26 protein-coding genes, 2 tRNA genes and 1 other RNA gene are annotated in these 23,497 nt (G+C 54.2%); 19 read left to right on the top strand and 10 right to left on the bottom strand.

The window, feature by feature from the left end; all coding sequences use genetic code 11:
- Positions 1-81: 81 nt before the first annotated feature.
- Both MCM46_07875 and MCM46_07870 read left to right on the top strand, forming a co-directional pair.
- A complete protein-coding gene (locus MCM46_07875) occupies positions 82-996 on the top strand; it encodes a tetratricopeptide repeat protein (protein ID MCG3111728.1) in 915 nt (304 codons plus the stop codon).
- Between the two features lie 43 nt (positions 997-1,039).
- Positions 1,040-2,044: an RluA family pseudouridine synthase gene (locus MCM46_07870; protein ID MCG3111727.1), complete on the top strand. Its 1,005-nt coding sequence runs from the start codon at positions 1,040-1,042 to the stop codon at positions 2,042-2,044.
- Here MCM46_07870 and MCM46_07865 read toward each other — a convergent pair.
- Positions 1,992-2,390 (bottom strand): hypothetical protein, encoded by a 399-nt coding sequence (locus tag MCM46_07865; protein MCG3111726.1) that lies wholly within the window; start codon positions 2,388-2,390, stop codon positions 1,992-1,994. The genes MCM46_07870 and MCM46_07865 overlap by 53 nt on opposite strands.
- A 372-nt stretch (positions 2,391-2,762) precedes the next feature.
- Between MCM46_07865 and MCM46_07860 the strand changes: the two genes are divergently transcribed.
- The 3 genes from MCM46_07860 (at position 2,763) to MCM46_07850 (ending at position 5,168) form a co-directional block, all read left to right on the top strand.
- Positions 2,763-3,446 carry an XRE family transcriptional regulator gene (locus MCM46_07860; protein ID MCG3111725.1) on the top strand — a complete coding sequence of 228 codons (684 nt, stop codon included), beginning with the start codon at positions 2,763-2,765 and terminating at the stop codon, positions 3,444-3,446.
- A 217-nt stretch (positions 3,447-3,663) separates the two neighbouring features.
- Positions 3,664-3,945, top strand: coding sequence for a helix-turn-helix domain-containing protein (locus MCM46_07855; protein MCG3111724.1), 282 nt, complete (start codon positions 3,664-3,666; stop codon positions 3,943-3,945).
- Positions 3,946-4,253: 308 nt separating this feature from the next.
- On the top strand, positions 4,254-5,168 hold the full coding sequence (locus MCM46_07850; GenBank protein MCG3111723.1) for a branched-chain amino acid transaminase: 915 nt from the start codon (positions 4,254-4,256) through the stop codon (positions 5,166-5,168).
- A gap of 15 nt (positions 5,169-5,183) precedes the next feature.
- On the opposite strand, the gene MCM46_07845 is transcribed toward MCM46_07850, so the two are convergent.
- On the bottom strand, positions 5,184-5,564 hold the full coding sequence (locus tag MCM46_07845) for a CoA-binding protein (protein MCG3111722.1): 381 nt from the start codon (positions 5,562-5,564) through the stop codon (positions 5,184-5,186).
- A gap of 79 nt (positions 5,565-5,643) precedes the next feature.
- Here MCM46_07845 and MCM46_07840 point away from each other — a divergent pair, with 79 nt between their 5' ends.
- The gene (locus tag MCM46_07840; protein ID MCG3111721.1) at positions 5,644-7,986 is read left to right on the top strand and encodes a tetratricopeptide repeat protein; all 2,343 of its coding nucleotides are present in this window, start codon (positions 5,644-5,646) and stop codon (positions 7,984-7,986) included.
- A gap of 189 nt (positions 7,987-8,175) precedes the next feature.
- Positions 8,176-8,904 carry a lytic transglycosylase domain-containing protein gene (locus tag MCM46_07835; protein ID MCG3111720.1) on the top strand — a complete coding sequence of 243 codons (729 nt, stop codon included), beginning with the start codon at positions 8,176-8,178 and terminating at the stop codon, positions 8,902-8,904.
- 3 nt (positions 8,905-8,907) lie between these two features.
- Here MCM46_07835 and MCM46_07830 read toward each other — a convergent pair whose 3' ends face one another.
- On the bottom strand, positions 8,908-9,084 hold the full coding sequence (locus MCM46_07830) for a (2Fe-2S)-binding protein (protein MCG3111719.1): 177 nt from the start codon (positions 9,082-9,084) through the stop codon (positions 8,908-8,910).
- 149 nt (positions 9,085-9,233) lie between these two features.
- Positions 9,234-9,893 carry an endonuclease III gene (locus MCM46_07825; protein MCG3111718.1) on the bottom strand — a complete coding sequence of 220 codons (660 nt, stop codon included), beginning with the start codon at positions 9,891-9,893 and terminating at the stop codon, positions 9,234-9,236.
- A gap of 144 nt (positions 9,894-10,037) precedes the next feature.
- Here MCM46_07825 and MCM46_07820 point away from each other — a divergent pair, with 144 nt between their 5' ends.
- Both MCM46_07820 and MCM46_07815 read left to right on the top strand, forming a co-directional pair.
- Complete coding sequence (locus MCM46_07820; GenBank protein MCG3111717.1) at positions 10,038-11,006, top strand: polyprenyl synthetase family protein; 969 nt, start codon at positions 10,038-10,040, stop codon at positions 11,004-11,006.
- 39 nt (positions 11,007-11,045) lie between these two features.
- Positions 11,046-11,750 (top strand): TIGR04283 family arsenosugar biosynthesis glycosyltransferase, encoded by a 705-nt coding sequence (locus tag MCM46_07815; GenBank protein ID MCG3111716.1) that lies wholly within the window; start codon positions 11,046-11,048, stop codon positions 11,748-11,750.
- A gap of 52 nt (positions 11,751-11,802) precedes the next feature.
- Here MCM46_07815 and MCM46_07810 read toward each other — a convergent pair whose 3' ends face one another.
- The 6 genes from MCM46_07810 to MCM46_07785 form a co-directional block, all read right to left on the bottom strand.
- On the bottom strand, positions 11,803-12,282 hold the full coding sequence (locus MCM46_07810) for a YbaK/EbsC family protein (protein ID MCG3111715.1): 480 nt from the start codon (positions 12,280-12,282) through the stop codon (positions 11,803-11,805).
- A 95-nt stretch (positions 12,283-12,377) separates the two neighbouring features.
- Positions 12,378-14,144, bottom strand: a complete 1,767-nt coding sequence (locus MCM46_07805) for an ABC transporter ATP-binding protein/permease (protein ID MCG3111714.1) — start codon at positions 14,142-14,144, stop codon at positions 12,378-12,380.
- 52 nt (positions 14,145-14,196) lie between these two features.
- Positions 14,197-14,598, bottom strand: coding sequence for a hypothetical protein (locus tag MCM46_07800; GenBank protein MCG3111713.1), 402 nt, complete (start codon positions 14,596-14,598; stop codon positions 14,197-14,199).
- An 80-nt stretch (positions 14,599-14,678) separates the two neighbouring features.
- Positions 14,679-15,425, bottom strand: a complete 747-nt coding sequence (locus MCM46_07795) for a ComF family protein (GenBank protein ID MCG3111712.1) — start codon at positions 15,423-15,425, stop codon at positions 14,679-14,681.
- Positions 15,409-16,002 carry a VanZ family protein gene (locus MCM46_07790; protein MCG3111711.1) on the bottom strand — a complete coding sequence of 198 codons (594 nt, stop codon included), beginning with the start codon at positions 16,000-16,002 and terminating at the stop codon, positions 15,409-15,411. The genes MCM46_07795 and MCM46_07790 overlap by 17 nt, the downstream gene beginning before the upstream one ends.
- Positions 15,999-16,613 (bottom strand): hypothetical protein, encoded by a 615-nt coding sequence (locus tag MCM46_07785; protein ID MCG3111710.1) that lies wholly within the window; start codon positions 16,611-16,613, stop codon positions 15,999-16,001. Before MCM46_07785 ends, MCM46_07790 begins: the two co-directional genes overlap by 4 nt.
- Positions 16,614-16,870: 257 nt before the next feature.
- Between MCM46_07785 and tadA the strand changes: the two genes are divergently transcribed.
- The 10 genes from tadA (at position 16,871) to MCM46_07735 (ending at position 23,497) form a co-directional block, all read left to right on the top strand.
- A complete protein-coding gene (tadA, locus tag MCM46_07780) occupies positions 16,871-17,314 on the top strand; it encodes a tRNA adenosine(34) deaminase TadA (GenBank protein MCG3111709.1) in 444 nt (147 codons plus the stop codon).
- Positions 17,315-17,385: 71 nt separating this feature from the next.
- Positions 17,386-17,477 (top strand) — tRNA-Ser (locus MCM46_07775).
- 93 nt (positions 17,478-17,570) lie between these two features.
- Positions 17,571-17,663, top strand: a tRNA-Ser gene (locus tag MCM46_07770).
- Positions 17,664-17,694: 31 nt separating this feature from the next.
- An RNA gene (ffs, locus tag MCM46_07765) (signal recognition particle sRNA small type) lies at positions 17,695-17,794 on the top strand.
- A gap of 100 nt (positions 17,795-17,894) precedes the next feature.
- Positions 17,895-19,538, top strand: coding sequence for a DNA polymerase III subunit gamma/tau (dnaX, locus tag MCM46_07760; protein ID MCG3111708.1), 1,644 nt, complete (start codon positions 17,895-17,897; stop codon positions 19,536-19,538).
- A 12-nt stretch (positions 19,539-19,550) separates the two neighbouring features.
- The gene (locus MCM46_07755) at positions 19,551-19,871 is read left to right on the top strand and encodes a YbaB/EbfC family nucleoid-associated protein (protein ID MCG3111707.1); all 321 of its coding nucleotides are present in this window, start codon (positions 19,551-19,553) and stop codon (positions 19,869-19,871) included.
- A 131-nt stretch (positions 19,872-20,002) separates the two neighbouring features.
- Positions 20,003-20,560, top strand: coding sequence for a recombination mediator RecR (gene recR / locus MCM46_07750; protein MCG3111706.1), 558 nt, complete (start codon positions 20,003-20,005; stop codon positions 20,558-20,560).
- A 189-nt stretch (positions 20,561-20,749) separates the two neighbouring features.
- On the top strand, positions 20,750-21,376 hold the full coding sequence (locus tag MCM46_07745; GenBank protein ID MCG3111705.1) for a carbon monoxide dehydrogenase: 627 nt from the start codon (positions 20,750-20,752) through the stop codon (positions 21,374-21,376).
- Between the two features lie 38 nt (positions 21,377-21,414).
- Positions 21,415-22,614, top strand: coding sequence for a ferredoxin oxidoreductase (locus tag MCM46_07740; protein ID MCG3111704.1), 1,200 nt, complete (start codon positions 21,415-21,417; stop codon positions 22,612-22,614).
- Positions 22,607-23,497, top strand: coding sequence for a thiamine pyrophosphate-dependent enzyme (locus MCM46_07735; protein MCG3111703.1), 891 nt, complete (start codon positions 22,607-22,609; stop codon positions 23,495-23,497). The genes MCM46_07740 and MCM46_07735 overlap by 8 nt, the downstream gene beginning before the upstream one ends.

Below are 23,497 nucleotides of genomic sequence, written 5' to 3'. Positions count from 1 at the left end.
AGATGCCGCCCAGATTCCTCGAAGCGAGGGGGCCGATCGAATGAATAAGCGCCAGGAGGTTTTCGAGGGAGTTCGATCCGTATGCGGAAAGAATCAGAGAAGTTCGTAAATAAGGCGGTCATGGCGTTGGACCGGGGAAACTGGCTGTTGGCCGTGCAATTCCTCAAGAAGGTCCTCGCCGCCGATCCAAACCACCTCCCGGCCTATCACGAGCTGGCCGATATCTATCTCCACCTCGGTCACTTTGACGCCGCGCTGGAAGTGATTCAAAGAGCGGTTCAAGTCTTCCCGCAAGACTATCAAAGCAGCTTTATTCTCGCCAACATTCTCCTCGTGCAGAACAAGCCGGATCAAGCGCTCGGCATCTATCGGCGGCTGGAGAAGCTCCGGTGTGACGAGCAGGAGGTGACCGATCTTTTCTTCAACATCGCCTTAGCGTATCATGCGAAGAACCAAATGGCCCGGGCCCTTCGATATCTTCGACAGGCGCTTGATGAAGATACCGCCTATACGGAAGCGTATGAGCTGATGGGAAAGATCCTCTTTGAGAGAAAGGATCTGCCCGGCGCCAAACAGGCGTTCGAGAAGATCATCGATATCGAGCCGGGGCATCTGAATGCGCACCACATGCTCGGCATCATCTATTCAAAAGAATTGAAATGGGACGATGCGATCGGCGAGTGGAAGACGGTCCTCAATTTGGCGCCCGAAACGGACGAGGCGATGCGCGAGCTCGGCTGGGCGTTCAACATGATCGGCCAGGAGGAAGAGGCGGTCAGCTTCCTTCGGAAAGCGCTTGAAGTCAACCCGCAGAATATTCAGGCCCGGATCGATCTCGGCGCCGTCTTCATGGGGCAGATGCAATTTAAAGAGGCGATTGCCGAGTGGGAGTGGGTTCGCCAATATGATCCGAACAATAAACTCATCCACAAGTTTTTGTCCCAAGCCCGCCTTTACGAAAAAAAAATGAAACAGGAGAAAAAAGGAGAACGGTGATTCCCCAAAGCACCTTTTGAGGAGCCGTTTGGAGTCGCACTGCATGTCCTTTTCCCCTCCCCCCTCTTTGGTGGTCTCATCCCAGACCCCCCCCGAACGGATCGATCTCTATCTGATCAGAAGGGGTATTTCTCTTTCCCGATCCCGGATTCAAAAGCTGATCGAGGAGGGTCAGATTCTTGTCAACGGCCATCCGATCCGGGCCAGCTATCGGGTTCGCGAAGGGGACCGGATCGATTTACAGATTCCCCCCCCCGCTCCGTTGGAGCTGATTCCGGAAGAAGTTCCGCTCGATGTTCTCTATGAGGATGACGTGCTCCTCGTCGTTAATAAAGAAGCGGGGATGGTAGTTCATCCCGCCCCCGGTCACGATCGGGGAACGCTGGTTCATGCCCTCCTCCATCACTGTCGGGTCCTTCCGGGAATCGGCGGGCGTGAGCGGCCTGGAATCGTTCACCGGCTCGATAAAGAGACCTCCGGCGTGTTGGTCGTCGCAAAGACTGACCAAGCGCACCAACGCCTCTCGAAACAATTCAAGCAGCATACGATCGATCGGCGTTATTTGACGATTGTTTCCGGGAAAGTGGCGAAGAATTCCGGCAAGATTCAGCTTTCGATCGGCCGGGATCGGATCGATCGAAAAAAGATCTCCGCCCGAACCGCCCGCCCGCGCGAGGCGGAGACGCACTACGTCGTTCGGGAGCGCTTCCGAATCGCCACGCTGTTGGAGGTCTATCCTCAGACGGGGCGGACGCATCAGATTCGGGTCCACATGGCCCATCTCGGACATCCTGTGGTGGGGGATAAGATTTACGGCGGCCGAACGGCGCGGATGTTCGAGATCAACGTGGAGCGGCAGATGCTCCATGCGGAGCGGCTCGGTTTTGTTCATCCCACGACCGGCGAGCCGATGATCTTCACCGCATCGATGCCGGCCGACATGCAGGCCCTCCTCTTAGCGCTTCGCGTAGAGAAGGAGAGTCCAGGGGCCTCTTCTATTGGGATGGGCGGGGCGGGCGGGAAGGGTCTTCGCGGCGCCGGAGGGTGAGATCGATCTGTCGCGCGATGTAAACCGGATCGAGCGGCGGAAGGATGAGTCGCTCCGCCTTTAATTCATAGCAGTAACTCCGGGTCACCTGCACCGGGAGCGGATGATCACAGAACAGAAAGACGGGGACCGATCCAATCCGACGATCCTCCCGCAACTGTCTGCATACCTCATAGCCGCTTGGCTCTCCCGGAATCAACAGATCGATCAGAATCAAGTTGATCGGAAACCAAGCGACCGCAAAGTGCACCTCCGCCGGCGTCCGGCATTCGAAAATCAGAAAGCCGCTCTTCCGAAGCTCCCCCTTGATCGGGAGGAGATTCGGCGACGATTCGAAAAACAGCAACGATCTCTCGTGACGTTTAATCCGGGGTCCATCCATAAAAGGGATTGTCTTTTCTACAGAGCTATGCTAATGATAAAAATGTTTCGCGCGATCGCGCCAAATTTCAGTCACCTCTTTCTGAAGAATAGATGCAATGAAGTTCCGAATCCGTTTAGAGCGGGCACGATTAAAAATAATCTGGTGCACGGCCGATTGGGTGACGCCGAGCGAGCGGGCAATACGTGTCTGTGTCCACCCCCGCCGTTTCAGCTCAAAACAGATCTTCAGGCCGCGGTCTCTCTTTTTTTGAGAAAAGGACTTATGAATATTAGTGTTCTCCCAATTGAGAGTGTAAAGCCATCTTCAGTTTAATTCGTTAAGGCGACATTGTCAATGAGAAAATTCGCTAAGGCGACAGAAATCAACAAGCGAGTGAAGCAGGTCCGAGAGCGGGTCGGGCTGACTCAAAAGGAGTTCGCGGCGCAAATCGGGGTTTCTCGCAGCTTTCTCTCGGAAATCGAGGCGGGAAAGGTCAAACCGTCCGTCGAGACACTGATCGGGGTCGTGACCCGCTTTCAGATCGATCCGCATTGGCTCCTGATCGGCGCGGCCGGGGAGCGGCCGGTCGATCTTGTCGCGGCGGAATCCGCTTCCGGATACGCTTCTTCCGCGGAGAAGCAGAGCGCCTATCCCACTGTCCCGCTCCTCGATGATCGCGCCGTATCGGGTTCTCCCCACCCGATCTCCGAGAACGACGTTGCCGCTTATCTTCCGGTGTGGGGGGCGATCTTTCAGAAGGAGATGTTCTGTTTCTACCTTCGCGACGACGCCATGTCGCCGCTTCTCCGCCAGGGAGCTCTGGTCGGCGCGATTCCAATCCCGATGCCGTCGAAAAAATGGGAGGGGAAGCTGGTTGTCCTCTGGCCGGCGAAGGGGGGGATGATGGTCCGACGGTTTCGAATCGACCAAAAATATTTTATTTTCGAAGCGGAGAACAAAAATTATTCGGTGATTTATCTGGAGCGATCAGCGCGACCGGTTCTTTTCAGCGTCGACTGGTGGTGGCAGAGTCAATAAAGTATCCGCCGGAGGTGGGAGCGTACGCCCCAATGTCATCTACCAGACATATATATCTCCATCGGAAGTTTTTCATCGCAAGGTGCTTGACTTTTAAATTTTAACTCACGTATACTTTTAGAAAATAGAAAAGTGGTATCCCGCCTCTGGATGTAGAACCATCCATAGTATTTATTCAACCATAAAGAGATCATCGATCATGAGAAGGGGGTCAACAATGGAAAAAGTATCTCCGCAAAAAGTCGGCGAGCGGATCAGAGCGGTGCGCGGCAACAGAACTCAAACCGAGTTTGCAAAGGCGCTCGGGGTGAAGAAACAAAACTACATCAGTCGATATGAACGAGGACGCATTCCCTCTCCGGATCTTTTGGTCCGTATTGCCGAGATGGGAAGGGTGAGCATCGACTGGCTGCTCACCGGAAAGAAGGGCGCGGGGCGCGCGACGCCTCCTCAAGCGGTTCGAGGAGCCCGGAGCCTGCGTCAGGCAAAGAGAAAGTAGCTCTTCTTCCGCTCAACTTCTGTCGGCCTGCTTACGGTCGATCTGCCTTGGTCGTTTTCTCTGAGGCAGATCGACCTTGCGTTTGAGCGACCAACGACGGTTCGGACGCTTCTCCCCGATCCCAGGATAATCTTCCTCTGCCTCGGCAGAAGGTCATCCGTTCGCCGCGATGACCGGTCGGTTCTTTTCAAAAAACCCAGTATAAACCAACGGATGATGAACGACTTGTCGATGACAAAGACATTGACAGGCCCGGATTTTGTTCTATATACTCCATCAAAAGATCCGATTTGATGAAAGGAGAAGGTGTGCTGAAAGAGACCCCCTTTATTTGGATGGATGGAAAACTGGTTCCCTGGAAAGAGGCGACCGTCCATGTGCTGACCCACAGCCTTCATTACGGTCTGGCTGTTTTTGAAGGGATCCGTTGTTACAAGGGGAACTCCGGCACGGCCGTGTTCCGGCTGGGAGACCATGTCGAGCGTCTTTTCGGATCGGCTCACATCGTTCGGATGAAGATCCCTTTTGCCCAAAAGGAGATTGAGCAGGCGATTGTCGAAACCGTTCGTGTCAATCGTTTGGAAGAAGGCTATATCCGTCCGCTGGCCTATATCGGCTACGGGGAGATGGGGCTTTATGTGAAGGAAAATCCCATTCGTCTCTCGATCGCCGCCTGGCCCTGGGGGACGTATCTTGGGGAAGAGGGGATCCGGCGCGGCATTCGGGTCGCCGTCTCTTCCTTTGCAAGGCATCATGTCAACATCAGCATGACCCGCGCGAAGGTCGCCGGTTATTACGTCAATTCTCAGCTGGCAAAACGAGAAGCGAAGGAAGCCGGTTATGACGAAGCGGTTCTTCTCGACACCGAAGGGTTCGTTGCAGAGGGGCCGGGGGAGAATATCTTCATCGTTCGAAAAGGGGTTTTGAAGACGACGCCGCTGACTTCGATCCTTGAGGGAATCACGCGGGACACGATCATGCAATTGGCCCATGAACGGAAGATCAAAGTCGTTCAAGAGCGGTTCACGCGCGACGACCTCTACTTGGCCGACGAAGCATTTTTTACGGGAACGGCCGCCGAGGTGACGCCGATCCGTGAAGTGGACGGTCGAACGATCGGCAAGGGGGAGCCGGGACCGGTGACGCTTGAACTTCAAAAGGCCTTCTTTGATATCGTCCGCGGCAAAGAGAAGGCCCATCCGGAATGGCTGACCTTCGTATAACCACCACCCGACCGCCTAATACCTGCTTGGATCGGCTCCAATCGCGACGATGCTGCAGGTGTCCCGAATTTCAAGTCCTAGAGCGCGTCCTTTCCGAATCAATTCCTCGCTTTCAGAGCCGGGATTCAGATAAACAATTCGCATTCCCTTTTTTTGCGCCACCTCTTCGATGACCTTCAGCCCGATCGATGAGGGAATATAAAAGCTGGCAAGCGCAACCTGGTCGGGAATCTCTAGAACCGATCGATAGACCGGTCGTCCTTCGATCTCTTTTTCGGAAGGATGGACCGGGAAGACGTGATATCCCTTCTCCATAAAGGCCCGAACCGCCTTATTCCCGAATTTTGCGCGGTTGCGGGAGGCTCCTACAATTGCAATTTTCTTTTCCTCTTCCATGTTTTCCTTTATTTCCTCTTCCTTGACAAGTAACCAGAGTTGGGGTATCCCTAAATTACATGACGTAGGGAACACTAGCATGGCACGGCATCTCACACTCTCTCTCCCGACATTTTCCGGTTTTGTTTTTAGACGGTGGCTTCTTTGGCTGCTTCCCGTTTTTACCTTCCTGATTTATTCAAACACATGGAATGCGAGTTTTCATCTGGATGATGATATCAACATCGTCGAGAACCGGGCCATCCGGATCAAAAGCCTCGATCTTTCAAGCTTAATCCAGGCGGGATTCCAAAGTCCTTTGCCGAACCGATTTGTCGCGAACATGTCGTTTGCATTGAACTATTATTTTGGGGGACTTCACGTTTTCGGATACCACTGGATCAACACGCTGATCCATCTCGGCACGGCTTTGCTGCTCTATTTTTTCCTTTATCAGACCTTTTTACTTCAACGGCTGCGCCGATCGATCTCCTTTCCCGGCGAGGCGGCGGCCGTCGCCGCCCTTCTTTGGGCGATCCATCCCATTCAAACTCAGTCGGTAACGTATATTGTACAACGGATGACCAGCCTCTCCGCGTTTTTTTACCTGCTTGCCTTTGTCCTCTATCTACAAGGTAGAAAGGGGATGGAAGAGAAGCGGCTTTCCGGTTCCCAATCGCGGTTCGGTTATTGGTATCTCGGCTCCGGACTGGCCGCCTTAATGAGTTTCGGGAGCAAAGAGACGGCGATTACCCTTCCGATGATGATCGTCCTTTATGATTTTCTTTTTTTCACCGGCGAAGATCGGAAGAGGGTTAAAAAGGCCGTTCCAATTTATCTGGCGCTGTTGATTGGAACGGGTCTGATCGCACTCCTTTATCTTTGGGGGGCGACAGGCGCGTTCGGCGCGCTTCAAGAAGGGATCTCGAAGCAGTATGGTGTCGATTATATCCCTTGGGATCTTCGGTTAATGACCGGCGCGCGGGTTCTGGTCTATTATCTTTCCCTGCTTCTTTTCCCGCATCCGTCTCGCCTGAATTTGGACTATGATTTTCCGCTCTCCTATTCACTCTTGAATCCGCCGACCACCCTCCTTTCGGCCGTTGCATTGATCGGGCTCCTCTTCTTCGCCGCTGTTTCCTGGAAGAAAAAGCCGCTTCTCGCCTTTTTCGTTTTTTGGTATATTGGAAATCTTCTGCTCGAATCGACTGTTTTACAGCTCGATTTGGTGTTCGAGCACCGTCTTTATCTTCCTTCCGTCGCTTTTTTTGTCTGCATCACCCTCGGATTACTCCGATGGGCATCGGCTCCCGCTCCGGAATGGGCCTCCGCTTTTATTTCCCTTCTCCTGGCCGGTCTCATTTCCGTTCAGGCATTCTGGACGTTTGAACGGAACCAGGTCTGGAGAGAGGAGATCACCCTCTGGCAAGATACCATATCGAAATCTCCCCGGAAAGCCCGCCCCTATGAGGCGCTCGGAGCGGCCTTCGCCGAACAGGGGCGGTTCGATGAGGCCATTCAGGTTTTCCTGACGGCGTTGCGGTTGAATGAAAAGGATGCCAAGGTCCATACCAATTTGGGGGTCGCTTATTACAAGAAGGGAAAAATAGAACAGGCGATTTCCGAATTAAAAAGGGCGATTGAAATCGACAAACGGGACGCACTGGCCTATTACAATTTGGCCAATATTTTTACCGACCGGGAAAGATGGGAGGATGCGATCGAGACTTATGAAAAAGCGATCGAGATCCTTCCAGATGAGACGATGATTCGACATAATCTCGCGTATGCGTTGAATCGAAAGGGGATGCGTCAGGAGGCCATTCACGAATATTTGGAAGCGATCCGACAAGAAAATGATCTGGTTGAAAGCCACAAGAACCTTGCGGCGCTTTATCTCCAGGAAGAGCAGATCGACGAGGCGCTGCACCATTATCAGGAGGCCGCCCGGATCCGACCGGAGGACCCTGCCATCCATCGCGTAATGGGCTCCCTCTATAAAAAACAGAAACTGTTCGATCTGGCACTGCGGGAGTTTGAAAAAGCGGCCCAGCTTGCCCCGAGCCCGACGACCTACTATCAACTCGGGACGGTTTTGGATCAGAAAAAAGAGTGGAGAGAGGCCATTCGGGTCTATCAAAAGGCCATTGAGCTTAATCCCAAAATGGTGGAGGCGTACATCAACCTCGGGGTCGATTATCAGAAGGAGAATCAGCTCGAATTCTCTATGAAGGCCTTTCTCGAAGCGATGCGGCTTCAGCCGGAATTGGCCGAGGCCCATAATAACCTCGGCTATCTTTATCAGCAGAAAGGTCTTGTTGATCTCGCCCGCCTTGAATACCAGCTGGCATTACGGTTCCGTCCTCAATGGGATCTTCCCCGGATCAACCTGATGCAGCTGCAGGGTCCCGTCCAAAACATCGCACTCCAGTCTGAACAATAATATCTGATCCAAAAAAGAATCTTTTGTGCAATCGTTTGCAGTCGGTTTGCATCGTTTCGTGGAATATCCCATCTGAAACTCTCTCGTTATCTCCTAAAGGAGTCATTTGGATTACCCTTTTAGAACGGCCTTGGATTTGCAAAAAACACGTTCCGTTACGATGCATTATCGGAATGGGGGGCGGATCCGATGCCGGCGAGACAGAAGTATAGACGATATTGGGTATTAACCGGAACACTCAGCCTCTTTATTTTTCATCCTTTTTCCTCTGATTTATCCCTGTCCGATTCTCGCGGCGTCCCCCTGCATCAGCCGCCGGGGGAGTCTTCCTCGCACGAAGTTTCCGCAAAACACCCATCCCCCTCTTATCAGGGGGGGGCTTCCCGGAAAGAGAAGAAAATATTAGAGATTCTCTCCGGATTCAAAACCGGACTCGATAAAAATCAGGAGAAGAAGCTGGCGAGTTTCATCCATCAGGAGAGCCGCCGCTACGGATTTGATCCGGAATTGATCGTCGCCGTGATCTCAACGGAGAGTTCGTTTTACAACTGGGCTATTTCTCCGAAGGGAGCCGTTGGATTAATGCAAATTATTCCAACAACCGGGAAGCAGGTGGCGGAGATGAACAACATCGTCTGGCATGGAAAGGATCCTCTATTTGATCCGTTCCTGAATATTCGCCTCGGGATCCACTATTTATGGATGCTCTATTTGAAATTCGGAGATATCCATCTCGCGCTGACGGCGTATAACCACGGTCCCGGAAAGGTGATTCGTTGGCTCAAGGCGGGTGAGGAGATACCGACCCGTTATTCCGAAAAAGTGCTTTCTTACTATGAGCAGTTTCTGGGGATTGACGGGGGTGGAAAAGGGGCCCCGAAGAAGGGGGAGTCGGTTCAGATGGCGAGCCGCTCCTAACGCCTACGGTTTTTTATAAAACTGCGTCGGCATTTCGGTCACGATCATTCCATCTTGCGCCGGCGTTCTGCAGGCCCGTTCAGTGATTTCTTCTCCCCCCGGGCCGACCTTGAAAGTCACGACGCAATTCTTGCATTCCCCGTTCCAGCAGAATTTATTGGAAAAGCGAATCAGTCCCATCTCCTGAAAGATCCAGATGAGGTTGTCCTCCTGTACGTGGCAAACCTTTCCTTGAAGGGTTATCTGTAGTGTTACGGGGCCGCTTTGAGGGGAGGGGGTCGGTTCCATACGGTCTTTGAGTCTAGCATATAATGCAAGAAAGTAAAGACTCACCGCTTCTTCTCGACGCCTATTTGCTTGCAATAGGGGGAGATTTCGCATCGGCTGCAGATCGGCGAGATCGGTTTGCAGATGAACTGCCCATAGGGGACGAGGAGATCGTTATAAATCATCCAGTAACGCTTGGGAAGTTTCTCCCGGAGGGCCGTTTCGCTCTCTTCAGGGCTCTTCGTCCGGATATAGCCGATCCGGTTTGAGATCCGATGAACATGCGTGTCGACGCAGATTCCCGGCTTCCGAAAGGCCACCGTCACCACCAGATTGGCCGTTTTTCTCCCGACGCCGGGGAGGGTCAGCAGGACATCGATGGAATCGGGAACATGGCCGTCGAATTTCTCCATCAGGTCGCGACAAATCCCGAGGATTTGTCGGGCCTTGTTCCTGTAAAAAGAGACGGGATAGATCGCCGACTCAATCTGATCGGCCCGCAGGCCGAGCATCCGGCTCGGTGTTGCGGCCAATTGGAAGAGACGGGCCGAGGCGGCCTCGGTCGTTTCATCGCGCGTTCGGAGGCTCAGGAGACAGGAGATTAAGACCCGAAAGGGATCTTGGGTCTGCTGCGCGATCAGGCCGACGGCCGGCACTTTCAACCGGCGCACCTCTTTTTTCAGGATTGCCATGATCGGATGAATGGAGTCGGCCGTGATCATGAATTGAAAATAACATAAGCTTTCTTGAGATGCAATTCTCCCGGTTCCGGATCTAAAATCGTTTTTAGCTTGACTTAGGTAGTGGCTTAGCCTACTATTTTTTTACGCTCAACTTTATTCCTCTTTAGGTCAGATGCGGTGGAAATGGATCAGGTCTGGTCCAACTACAAAGAAGCCCTCGATGAGGTCGAAGAGCAGATCAAAAAAGGCCTCGATTCCGAGGTCACGCTCATCAACAAAGTCGCTTACCATATCTTAAGCAGCGGCGGCAAGCGGATTCGCCCCCTCCTCTTAATCATCAGCGCCCAGCTCTGCCAATCGGTTGATAAACGCCATATCCACCTGGCCGGGATGGTCGAGTTCATCCATACCGCCACCCTTTTACACGACGATGTTTTGGACAATGCGGAGGTCCGCCGCGGTATTCCCGCCGCCCGCCTTCTCTGGGGAAACCAAGCGAGCATTCTGGTCGGAGATTACCTCTATACCCTGGCCGTCTGCCAAGCGGTGAAGATGGAGAATTTTGAGATCAACTATCTTCTCTCCACCACCTGCCGGAGGATGTCCGAGGGAGAAACGCTTCAATTGGTTCACAGCCGAGATCTTGATTTGACCGAAGCGACTTATCTCCAGATCATCGAATACAAAACGGCGGCCCTCCTTTCCGCCTCTTGCAAATTGGGAGCGATTATCGGGAATGAATCGGATGAGAAAAAGGAAGCCCTCTCCCGATATGGCCGGAATTTGGGGATCGCCTTTCAAGTGGCGGATGATACCCTCGATTATGTCGCCGATCGGGCGCGCCTCGGAAAATCTCCGGGGAAGGATATCAAAGAGGGCAAGGTGACCCTCCCGCTCCTTCATCTGCTTCAGCATTGTTCTTCAAAAGACAAAAGAGAGCTCAAGAAGGTCATCAAGAAAGGCGCCCTTCTCAAGAGAGATCTCTCTTTCGTGACCGGGTTGATGGAGCAATACGGCTCCATCGCGTATGCCCAGCAAAAGGCGCAAGATTATGCCAACCGCGCGAAGAGCGATCTTTCCGTTTTTAGCGACTCCCTCCATCGCCAAGCCCTCTGCACCGTCGCCGACTACGTCGTCCGAAGAGATCACTGATCCCTTCTCGATCATCTTTTTCCTTTCGTATCTCCTTCAATGAAAAAAACGACCATCGTCATCCCGGTGCTCAACGAAGAAGAGGCGCTCCGCCGGACGCTCGATCGATTGGAGCAATTCCCAGAGGTCGAGATGATCGTCGTCGATGGAGGGAGCACCGATGAAACCGTCCCTCTCCTTCAATCCTGGTCAGACCGGCATTCCGATCAAACGCGGATTGTCCTTTATGGTGAACGAGGCCGGGCGCGGCAGATGAACGCCGGGGCGAAGCGGGCTACGGGAGAGATCCTCCTTTTTCTTCATGCCGACTCCCTCCTTCCTGCAGGAGCGATCGATGCGGTTGCGGGAGCGGTCCGCTCGCCTGCCGTGGCCGGCGGCGCTTTTCGATTGAAGATCGATTCCAACCGTTTCTTTTTAAGAGTCGTCGGGAAACTGGCGAATCTGAGGTCTCGGCTTTTCACCCTTCCTTATGGCGATCAGGGATTTTTTGTTCGAAGGGATCTCTTTGAACGTTTGGGGGGATATGCAGAGTTGCCTCTCATGGAAGATGTCGATTTCATCCGCCGTTTGAAGAGGGAGGGGGAAGTCGTCCTGCTTGCGGAGGAGATCACGACCTCTCCTCGGCGGTGGCTTCGGGAAGGGATTTATTACACCACTCTTCGCAATCTGGTTTTGCTGGCTCTCTATTTCGGAGGCGTTTCCCCCAGAAGGTTGGCGCGATGGTATCCTTCCGGAAAGAAGTAAGCCCCCCTGGTCCGGTCAGCAGTCCCCTTGCCGCAGATCTCTACGAAGCGACCTAGGCCGCCTTGGGTCTCGAGAATTTCCCGAACAGGGCGACCTTGGGGGAAACCAGCCGGCGGTAGTCGTCCATCGACATCGTGACGATCTCGGTGTGGCTTCCTGCCTCGAAATAGAATTTGTCGTACTGGGCAAGCCGCTCATCGAGGTAGACAGGGACGTTGTAGAGATTGCCGAAGGGGGGCATGGCGCCGACCTCGCAATCGGAACAGAGCGCTTTAAACTCTTCCTCGGTCGCTAAACGGACCGGTTTGCTTCCGAGGATCTGTTCCAACCGGCCGATATCGATCAGCTCATGCGCCGGCAAGACGCACATCACCAATTGATCTCCCGCCTTCACCATGACGACCTTGGCCAATCGTTTTCCGGTTTTATGGAGGGTCGCCGCGACCTCTTGAGAGGTGTACGCTTCCGGATGGGAGGTCACTTCGTAGGAAACTTGATTCTGATCCAGATAATTTTTTAATGTTGGGCTCATCACATTACCTCTCTATTATTGTAGCGAATTCGTTTCAGACGATTCAAGATGCCACAGAGGCAATAGGGATCTAAAAAAGAGGGATAGTGATCCAGCTAGAAAGTCTCTCGTTCCGGCGTGGCGGTTTCGGCCCCGACCATTTTAAGTGTGTAGAGGTGATAGTAGAGCCCCTGCTGCTTCATCAATTCCGGGTGGGTTCCCTGTTCCACCAGGGATCCCTTGTTTAAGACCAAGATCCGGTCGGCCTTTTGGATGGTCGTCAGCCGGTGGGCGATTACGAAGGTTGTTTTTCCCGCCATCAGTCTTTCCAATGCCTCTTGAACGAACAACTCCGATTCATTATCGAGATAGGCGGTCGCCTCGTCCAAGATCAGCAGCCGGGGATTTTTCAGAAAAGCGCGTGCAATTGCGATCCGCTGGCGTTGGCCTCCCGAGAGGGTCAAGCCTTTCTCCCCGACCTGAGTCTCGTATCCTTGGGGAAACGCGGTGATGAAATCATGTGCGTGCGCGGCCCGGGAAGCGGCAAGCAGCTCCGCCTCGGTCGCATCCGGTTTTCCATAGAGGATATTCTCGCGCAGCGTCCCCCCGAAGAGGATGACCTCCTGCGGAACGAAGGCGATCTGGTCGTAATAACTTTTGATTGTGACCTCTTTCAGCGGACGGCCGTCCACCTCGATTAATCCGGAGACCGGATCGTAGAAGCGGTGGAGGAGGTGGATCAGGGTGCTCTTTCCGGCGCCGCTGGGGCCGATGAGGGCGACTTTTTCTCCCGGTTGGACCGAGAAAGAGATTCCTTGAAGCACCGGTTGGTCCGGAAGATAGTGGAAGGAGACCTCCCTGAACCGGACCTCCCCCCGAATCGGCGGGAGCGACCGGGCGTTCGGGGCATTGGTCACCAGCGGTTTGGTATCGAGAATTTCGAAGACCCGTTGGCTCGATCCCAATCCTTCTTGCAGCTGTGAGAAGAGGCGGGCAAAACTCCCGATCGGCCCGGTGATGATCATTGCATAGATAATAAAGGCGATGATTTCCCCCGGCGTGATTTTTCCAAGAAGAATCTCCCGCGCGCCGTACCAGAGGATCCCGGTCGCCGCACTGAACCCCAAAAAAATCATCACCGGGCCGAAGGCCGCCGAGATCCGGAGCCGCGCCAGGGTGACGGCCAGTGTTTTCTCGATCTGCCGTGAAAATCGGATCTGCTCATATGACTCTCGGCCGAATGATTTGATCGTCCTGATCCCCGAGATCATCTCCTCCATCAGGGTGGTTGTATCGGCCAGATGGTCCTGCACCGAGATTGAAAATTTCTTCAGCCGCTTCCCCATCCATCGGGCGATCGCGACCACGATCGGGATCAGAAGGAGAACGAGAAAGGTAAGCTGCCAGTTCATGTAGAGAAGAATGGCGACGCCGCCGATCAAGGTCAATGTCTGCCGGGTGAGGTTCACCGGCAGCTCCGTCGAGAGGGTCTGAATGACCGCCAGATCATTGGTCAGCCGGGAGAGGAGTTCTCCCGTCCTCCGTTGGGTGAAGAAAGAGAGAGAGAGGGTTTGAAGGTGCGAGAAGAGGGAGGTTCGAAGCTCCGCCAAGACCCGTTGGCCGACCGCTCCGAGAAGATAGTTATGGCCGAACGAAAAGAAGGCTTGAATCAGAAAGAGGGTGATCAGGCCGAGCAAGAGGGTCAGGGTCACCATTTGGCGGTCGACCAAGATCGAATCGACCTGTCGGCGAACGATCCAGGGAAGTCCCAGGCTGATGAGTGAGGATAAGAGGAGAAAGAAGGTCGCCAGCGTCATCGTCCCCCAATGCGGGCGGGTAAAACCGAGGATGCGGCGGAGAGAAGGATCGCTTTGAATCTTCACGGCGCGGGCCTTTATTCGAATCGGATCAACGGCGGGCTAGAGGATTCGGTTCTTATTCCCTCTCTTTTGCTTGTTGGATACTCTTTCGGGTCAGACTTCCGATGATAATGATGGGGGCGGCGGGGAAGAGAAGAACCCGGACGAGGTCGATGAAAAAGATCTCGTAGCCGGCACGGAGGCGAACTAATTTGGCCATGCTCGGATGGTATTCGATTCTCCCCTCGTTGAGGGCATCGGTGACGATTTTGTTCTGGCTGTTTTCAACCTGGGCTTCGGTCGGATCGATGCTGCTGCTGACGATGGCTTCATACCGGGGCGGGTTCCAGGCATATCCGGCGAGGGCAAGAATCAGAGAGAGAACGACTCCAACCGCCCAGAGGGCGCCCAGATCCTTTTTGTCGACCACCGCTTCCCGGGTTGGGACTTGAATCTGTTGCTCCACGTGTTGTTGCATAGTGACTTTCCTGGGTTATTAAGTGAATGTGGAAGAGTATCATAACGGGGTCGGGAGAAAAAAACAAGGGGCTGTCTCATCTATATCATCCGTGTCACCGCGGCGACGATCACCTCTTTTGCTCCGCCCTTCAGGAGGATTTTTGATCCTTCCCGTAGAGTGGCGCCGGTGGTGTAGACGTCATCCACCAGCAGGATCCGCTTTTCTTTGATCGGCGTTGGATCCGATAGGTGAAAGGCCCGCCGGACGTTCTGCGCCCGCTCTTTCCGCGAAAGACCGACCTGGGGGAGGGTGTCCCGGGAGCGGTTCAACGCATCGATCAGGAGCGGAACTTGGGTGAAACGGGCGATTCTCTGCGCCAGCAGGAGCGATTGGTTGAACTCCCGCGTTCGAAGGCGGGTGGGATGAAGCGGGACGGCCGCCACCAGATCAAACTGAACGGTTGTCAGCTTTTCCATGATCAGACCTGCCAATGGAGCGGCCAGGGAGGTCTGCTTTTGGTATTTGAAGCGTTGTATCGCATCGGCGAGGATTCCTTCGTAGGGATAGGGGGTGAAGGCGCGTGAGAAGGCTGGAATATCCTCGCGGCACTCCGCGCAGTGGTGATCGGGGCTGTGCGAGAGGGCCGATGGGGAGGGGAAGGGGGTCGCGCAGATGGAGCATTGGGGTCCGGTCAACGGCCGGATCGTTTCCCAGCAGCCGCGGCAATAAGGAAGGTCCGACGTTTCATCTGTAATCGAGCGGTCGCAATGGACGCAGGTGCGGGGATAAATTAAATCGAGGAGCTTCTTCAAAAAGCGGGGCCGACGGTCAGCGATGCCGGACATAATAAATGACCCCCGCGGCGCCGGAGAGGACGCCGGTGCTTAGAATGATCAGCAGCATCTTCCAAAAAGAGAGAGTTCCTCCCTGTAAGACGATCAGCACCATGATCGCTGAGAAGATCCCCCACGCGAACCACCACCCGAAGAACTTCGCCTGAATGGTTGAAATGTCGCCGCGAAAAATACTCCAGAGAGTCGTTCCCAGGACGGCGCCGAAGGTATCGATGCCGACATCTTGAATGTTGCCGGTGCGGGAGAGGACAAATCCCTGGTGAAACTCGTCGATCCCGGCATAAACGATGCAAATGCCGACGGCGCCGAGAGCCGCCCGCCATGACCAGCCCTGTTTGCCTTGTTTGAGGGCATAAAGCCATAAGACCGAGAGGATGGCATATTCCACCACATGCGCCAGCTTCCGGATGGCGATCAACGTGATGACCAGGTTTCTTCGGGAGATCTCGGGAGCAAAAATTTTAATGAGGGGAGCGATAAAGGCGTTGGTGTTGTCCATCGAGCCGACGTCGGTGGAGAAGAGGAACATCAATCCCATCCAGAGCATCGGGCCGAGGTAGTATTTCATGGCGACTGGGGGGCGGCCTCAATCGGTTCATCGAAGAGGACCAGCCGGATGAGTTTTCGTGAAATATCGGTGATGATCATCGTTTGCTGAGAGATCGTGAAAGAAAAAGAAAGATCGAGTGTCTGCATGATCTCCGCGATGTCGTTGCCGAACTTGAATGCGGGTGCCAATCGCGGATCCTCGAAGTTGGGATTGCGATAGGTGAGATAGTCGATGAAGCTGTCTTTGGAAGGAAGGGATCGGTAGATCTCGTAATGAACGGCATCGGTGAGCGCCGATGGAATGGGGGAATCGGGATATTGCTCGGAAAGCTCATTAAAGAAGGTGACGAGCATGAGGCCGGTCAGTTTGCGTAAGATCGCCGATTTCTTTGAGTCGTCGATCTGCTCCACGACCCGGCTTCCAAAACGGGTATCATAATGACGGATCTGCTCCTGAAGGACTTTCATAAAGAGGTAATCGGCTCCTTGGCGGACCGTCTCCCCCATCTTGGGAAGAAGGGTGATAATCTCTTCGATTTTGGGGTCGAGTGTTCCTTGGTTTCGACGGAGTGATTTTACGGCGGGATTGGCGGTCGGTTTACGCTGGAATAAAGCATCAAGCCAGCCCAAGGTTTTCTCCCATCGTTAGATAATTCGCCCGTACTATACAGGAATCATCGAAATCGGGCAAGTCTTTGAGCCGGATCGGGCGGGAGATCATCGTGAACGTTCAGCGATTCAGCGCGCATCCGATCGAAGCCCGCGGCAGAGTAAAAATGGAAGGGAGTTCACCTTGACAATTCAGGTCGAATTCCCTAGAATCCACCGGATGGTCCTCACAATTCAACCTCACTTGCATGCGCCCCACTGATCAGGATGAGCAGTACATGCGGCTGGCCCTGAAGGCTGCGGAAGCGGCCTTTGACGAAGGGGAAGTCCCGGTCGGTGCCGTCCTGGTCTGCAAGGATGCAACCATTACCGCTTACAACCTGAAAGAGCGCCAGCATGATCCGACGGCACATGCCGAGATGCTGGTCCTCCGGAAGGGGGGAGAGATGTTGGGGCGTTGGCGGTTGGGCGGGACCCTTTATGTGACGTTGGAGCCCTGCGCCATGTGTGCCGGGGCCTTGATCCAGGCCCGGATCGATCGCCTGGTCTACGGCGCGGCCGATCCCAAGGCCGGCGCCTGCGGGTCGGTGATCGAAGTGGCGCGGGAGCCTCGGTTCAATCATCGGATGGAGGTGCTCGGCGGGGTTCTCTCGGGTGAGTCGGAACAGCTGCTCCAGCGCTTTTTCGATCGTCTGCGGGGCCGAGAGATCGTTAAACGTTAGTCGTTATTCGTTAAACGGGTCAGTGACAGAACCGCGATTAACGAATAACGATTCATGGTTAACGAAATAACGGAGAGATGGCCGAGTTCGGTTGAAGGCGTCTGACTCGAAATCAGATGTGGGGGTAACTCCACCGGGGGTTCGAATCCCTCTCTCTCCGCCAAGTCTAGACAAGCTGTCAGCGTTCAGCCGTCAGCGATCAGTTTAAGACAAAAGATTTACCTGAAGCTGATTGCTGAAGGGCTTTAATATACACGGAGAGATGTCCGAGCGGCTGAAGGAGCACGACTGGAAATCGTGTAGGCGGCCAAAAGTCGCCTCGGGGGTTCAAATCCCCCTCTCTCCGCCAATTTATTTTCTAAAGATGTGCTTGATGGAGGGACCGGGCCCTGTGCAATAGGAACCTATGAACCCCGCCAGGTCCGGAAGGAAGCAACGGTAAATAGGCCCTCCTATGTGCCGCAGGTTCACCTGGTCTCTCCATCAAACGCATCTTTACGGCAGAGATTCATCAAATTGGTAGGGGTGTATTGCAATACGCCCCTACCAACGTCCAGATCGTCGGGGGATCATCGGTCACATGGCGAGCGATTACCAAGTATCGGCAAGAAAGTGGAGACCGCAGACCTTTGAAGAAGTCATCGGTCAGCGTCATGTGGCGACCACCCTGATTAATGCCGTTTCTCGGGGGAAGGTCGCGCAGGCCTATCTCTTCTCCGGAATCAGAGGGGTCGGCAAAACAACCATGGCGCGGCTTCTTGCCAAGGCGTTGAACTGCGCCACCCCGCAGGGGGCGAGCCCTTGCAATCAGTGCGATTCGTGTCGGGAGATCACCGAGGGGCGTTCGGTCGATGTGGTTGAGATCGACGGCGCGTCGAACACCGGGGTGGATGATGTCCGCGAACTACGCGAGAAGGTGAAGTACCTTCCGCTTCGCGGGAAATTGAAAATTTACATCATCGATGAAGTGCATATGCTCTCGAACGCCGCCTTTAATGCGCTGCTAAAAACGCTCGAAGAGCCGCCGCTCCATTTGGTATTTATTTTCGCCACGACCGAATCCCACAAAATCCCTGCGACGATTCTCTCCCGCTGTCAGCATTTTGTTTTCCGCCGGATCTCTCGCCAGGAGATCATTGCACAGCTCCAGCGTGTGGCGGATGAGCGAAAAGTCCGCTTCGCCGAGCGGGGCTTGGTGCTGATTGCCAAGGCCGCCGAGGGGAGCATGCGGGACGCATTGAGCCTTCTTGATCAGGCGATCTCTTATGGCGGTCAAGAGATCAGTGAAGAGGACCTCTTCACCCTCCTCGGACGGATGGGGGAGGCACGGTTTCACTCTTTGGTTCGGGCGATCCATGACCGGAATGCCCCCGCGGCGCTGGAGTTGGCGAGAGAGATTGCCGATCAGGGATATGACCTCCGGCAGTTCCTGGCCGATTGGCTGGAGCATCTGCGGCACCTGATTGTCGCGCGCAATGTAGAAGGGGCCGAGGCCTGGATCGATCTTCCAAAGGAGGAGATTGATGAGATCCGCGCGGAAGCGGCCCTCTTTACCGATGAAGAGCTGCAACGCCTCTTTTCCCTCTTTGCCCGCCTCCAGAGCGAGATTCGGACCGCGCCGCATCCGCATCTTCTTTTCGAGGTCGCCTTGATGAAGGGGATTTCACTGGCCCATCTTCAGCCGGTTGAAAAAATTCTGGAGCGGCTGGACGTGTTGGGAGGGGGAGGTTCTTCTGCCCCTTCGGTGAGCGTGCTTCCGTCGAAAATGCCAGAAAAAGGAGTTCCTGCGCCGCCGTCTTCCATTCAAAGGGCTCGGGAGATTCCAAAACCGACCCCTTCCTCCATTTCCACCGATAAAAAGAAGGTATGGCTGCAGGTGATCTCGGAAATTAAGGAAAAGCGGCCGAGTCTCGGATCGTTTTTAGAGCAGGGAACCCTCTTGGAAATCACAGAGCAAAGGGTTAAGATAGGCTATTCGGAGTCGTTTTTAATCCCGCTGATTCAAAAAGAAGAGAATCAGAAATTATTGAGCGCTTTGTTCAAGACCCATTTCCAAAGGGAAATGGCCTTGGAGCTGGTTGATTTGCATGGGGCGGCGATCTCCTCCCCTCCTTCCGGGAAGGACACCACGCAGCATTTACTGACACCGCATCCCTTCGTCCAAGAGGCGCTGCGGGTGCTGGGGGGAGAGGTGATCGAGACCAAGCAAGGGAAGATATTCTGATGAGGAGTGATCATGTCGAATAAAAAAATGCTCGGGGATATCATGAAGCAGGCGCAGGCGCTCCAGGAGCGGATGGCGAAGCTTCAGGAAGAGGCGGCGAAGAAGACGGTCGAAGCCTCTTCCGGAGGGGGGATGGTGACAGTGAAGGTGAGCGGGAGACAACAGGTTCTGTCGGTCGCGATCGACCCCGAGATCATCAAATCAGGGGATGTCGAGATGCTTCAAGACCTCATCATGGCCGCCGTCAACGAAGGGCTTCGAAAAAGCCAAGAACTCATGGCAGAAGAGATGAAAGGAATGACCGGGGGTCTAAATATCCCGGGATTATTTTAGAGAAGAGAGGGGGTGGGGCATCGCGCATCTGGTGTGAAGAGCTGGAATCAACAGAGTTCCTCCGGGCGCGGGCCCACATAAATATATAGATGGATCAAAAGGGAAGATTCGCATATTTAATTGAACAGCTGATGGAACTCCCCGGCGTCGGGAGGAAGTCGGCGCAGCGGATGGCTTTTTACATCTTAAAGATGCCGGCCGAATCGGCAAAAAAAATCGGCCAGGCCATTATCGACGTCAAAGACATGCTCTCTTTTTGTAAGATCTGCAATAATATTTCAGAGGGGGAAATCTGTACCATTTGCGCCAGCCCCAACCGGGACAGCCAAAGGGTGGTTGTTGTGGAAGAGCCGAGCACCCTTTATGCGATCGAGAGAACGGGAGAATATAAAGGGCTCTACCACGTCTTGCTGGGTGCCCTTTCTCCTTTATCGGAGACGAACGGTACGGAGCTCACCATCAAAAATCTCATCGAACGGCTTGAAAAGGGAGGGGTTTTGGAGGTCATTATCGCCACCAATCCCAATATCGAAGGGGAAGCGACCGCCATTTACCTGACCCGCCTCATCAAGCCGCTCCACATCAAGGTCACCCGGATTGCCTGCGGTATTCCGGTCGGTGTCGATCTGGAATATGCCGACGAAGTGACCCTCGCCAAATCGCTCGAAGGCCGGCGCGAGATCGGATAAAATTCCCTTGACGAGTTAAATAGGGGTATGTTATCTTTTAAAAATACCTTCTGGCGTTATTATTTGTATTTTCAGAAGTTTTTAGGATTTTGAAGAGGCCTGCAGTTTTCTGCAGGCCTCTTCGGCCCGAATGGGCAAATAGGCTCTTTCTATTCGCCGGTTTATCAGATCTCAAAGGGAGTTTTACTGATGGCAAAATATCGCGTCTTACCGGGTCCGGAAGCTTTCTTGCCCCCTTCAGCTGCCTGCGCGGGTGTCGTCCTTCCCGACCCGGGCCAGGGCCACATTCATGGAGAGATTGTCCACGAAGATATTGCAATGGAGGAAGCCGCAAAACAACTCTTGACGGCGAAGGTGCCGACGATCTTTCCCGGTCCGCTGGTTCTTTGGAACTGGAATGAGAAGGCGGCCAAAAAAGCGACCGCGATCAAGGCCCTCTATGATGAACTCAAATCTCATAACGCCGGGGCGTTGCTGATTCCGATGCCCGACTACCGGCCGAAATACCCCAAGATTAATCCTGAAGTCGAAATTAACCCCAACCATCCAAATCTGACCATCTGGCATAATAAAATCGATGCATGCATGTTTGTCGGCGTCCACTGTCACCAGGCAAATCTTTCCCTGAAGATTATCCGGGGGGGAACCAATTGTTATACGATTGCGATGTGCGCCCAAGCAGGCCACGAAGATGCAATGCTCTCCTTCCGTGATGCGACGCCCGATAAAATCTGGAAGTTGGTGGAGGTGGTTCGGAAGGCGAAGGCATCCGGTGTTTACGCAAGCCGGGGCGGGGTGGCCGTTTCAAAAGCTTAAAAGTGGTAAGACCCTAAATCCTATAAGGAGGGGACCCAATGGAAGCGAATACGATCATCGGTACCGTAAATAAGAAGGGCCAGAAAATTGTTGAGCCGGAGTACCTCTTTTTTGAAGCTCCTCGGCAGCAGTATTTCATGACAGGGAGCGAGGTTGTTCGAGAGGCGATCCGTCGGGCAAGTGTCGATATCTCTGTGGCCTATCCGATCACCCCTCAGAGCGAGGCGGCGGCGATGGTCGGCGATCTCTATGTGGAAGGTTATGTCGGGGATTATTTCCGAGGAGAGAGCGAATTCGCCGTGATGTCGCAGTGCGCCGGCGCCTCCTTCGGTGGAGCGCGCGTCTTTACGACGACCTCGGGACCGGGAACCCTCCGTGCTTATGAGAATTTCCCGATGTGGGCCGGCTCCCGTCTCCCGATCCTGATCAACGTGATGGTCCGCGGGATCAACTCCCCGCTGAATATTCAGCCCGATACCCTCGAACTCGGAATGATCCTGGATACCGGGATGCTCATCTGGCATGCAGAAACCGCTCAAGAGCTTTTGGACTATCTCCTCAAAGGTTATATTGTCGCCGAAGAGCCTGATGTCCATCTCCCGATTGCCATCGTCATCGACGGATTCTTCGTCAGCCACACCAAAGATATGGTGATGATTCCCTCCGCCGACTTGGCCCTTCCTCCCTACAACCCATACCGCTCCCCGGTGCCTTGTATGGATATGGAAGTTCCGCCGGTCCGGATGATGCGGGATCCCTTCGTGATGAAGAGCAACTACATCAGCTATGCAACGCATGCAAGCTGGCAGCAGGAGATCCGCGCCGCCATCGAACGGTCCAGGAAGCACACCATCCGTCTGATCGGGGGATTGATCGAGGAAGAAAACGGCGATGCGGAGATTTTGATTGTTTCGTCGGGAACCGCCGTAGCGCAAGGGCGGGAGGCGATTCGTCTTCTGGCGGAAGAAGGAATCCGGGTCGGTATTGTGAAGATCAAGACCCTGCGTCCGTTCCCCCATGAAGAGATTCGCCAGGCGACAAAGAATGCCAAATTGATTTTTGTGCCGGAGTTCAACGTGGTCGGGTGGATGGCGCGCGAGATCAAAGCGGTTATCCCGGATAACCACCGCGTCATCGATGGGCCGCATGTGGCCGGCGGCATGACGCTCCCTCCCGAAGTGATCGTGGAAGAGATTAAAAAGGTGCTGGCCGGTAAAAAGGAGGTGGTCCGTGGGTAAAGAGAAGATTAAGATTTGCGAAGAATTTTATGACATCATGCCTCCCGAATATCGCGAGCTGGTCGACAGCGCGACCTATGGGAAAGAGGGACGCGGCTGGAAAGATGTCGGGGTCGCCAAAGAGCTGATCGAAGAGCATTCGCTCTGCGCCGGATGCCCCGAGTCGATCGCCTTCCGGTATGTTTTGGCCTGCCTCCCGAATCCGGAAGACACCGTCATGGTCGGTTCGACCGGGTGCACCAGCTTGGTCTTCCCTCACGTCGCCGTCCACAATATCCACTCCCTGTTTGGGAACCAAAATGCCGTCGCATCGGGTCTGAAGCGCGCCCTCGCTCACCGCTTCCCCGGGAAGGTGAAAGATGTGGTCGTTCTGGCCGGAGACGGCGCGACGGTTGATATTGGTCTGGACATGACCCTCCAATCGTGGTTTCGTCAGGAGAAGTTCCTGACGATCTGCTTCGATAATGAACTTTATGCCAATACCGGCGGTCAGGAAAGCGGATTGATGCAGAAGGGATTTGTCTCCAAGATGGCCCCTGCCGGAAAGAAGTTCGACAAAGTCCGCCTTCCGGAGATTGCCCAGGAGTCGGGATGTCACTATGTGGCTACCCTCACGGTCAGCAAACCGAATCGGGTAGAAAAGGCGATTCGCCAGGGCGTCCTCATCGCCCGCGAGGTCGGCCCCACCTATATTCAGCTTTACACACCGTGCATTCTCGAGATCGGAAAGCAGGCGATGGAAGGACTCCAGGAGATGAGAGATTCCGAGGGTCCGAATGAGCGGTTTGCCTTCAAAGAGTATATGTCCGAGGAAGCGAAGGCCTACTTGGCGAGCTTGGAGAAGGAAAAGAAACCCGCGGCGATCTCGTCGACCCAAGCATAA

The organism is Candidatus Manganitrophus morganii, assembly GCA_021651055.1.
In the GTDB taxonomy this organism is placed as follows: Bacteria; Nitrospirota; Nitrospiria; order SBBL01; family Manganitrophaceae; genus Manganitrophus; species Manganitrophus morganii.
The sequence above is the reverse complement of the archived record's forward strand: the minus strand, read 5'-3'. Positions and strand labels throughout refer to the sequence as shown.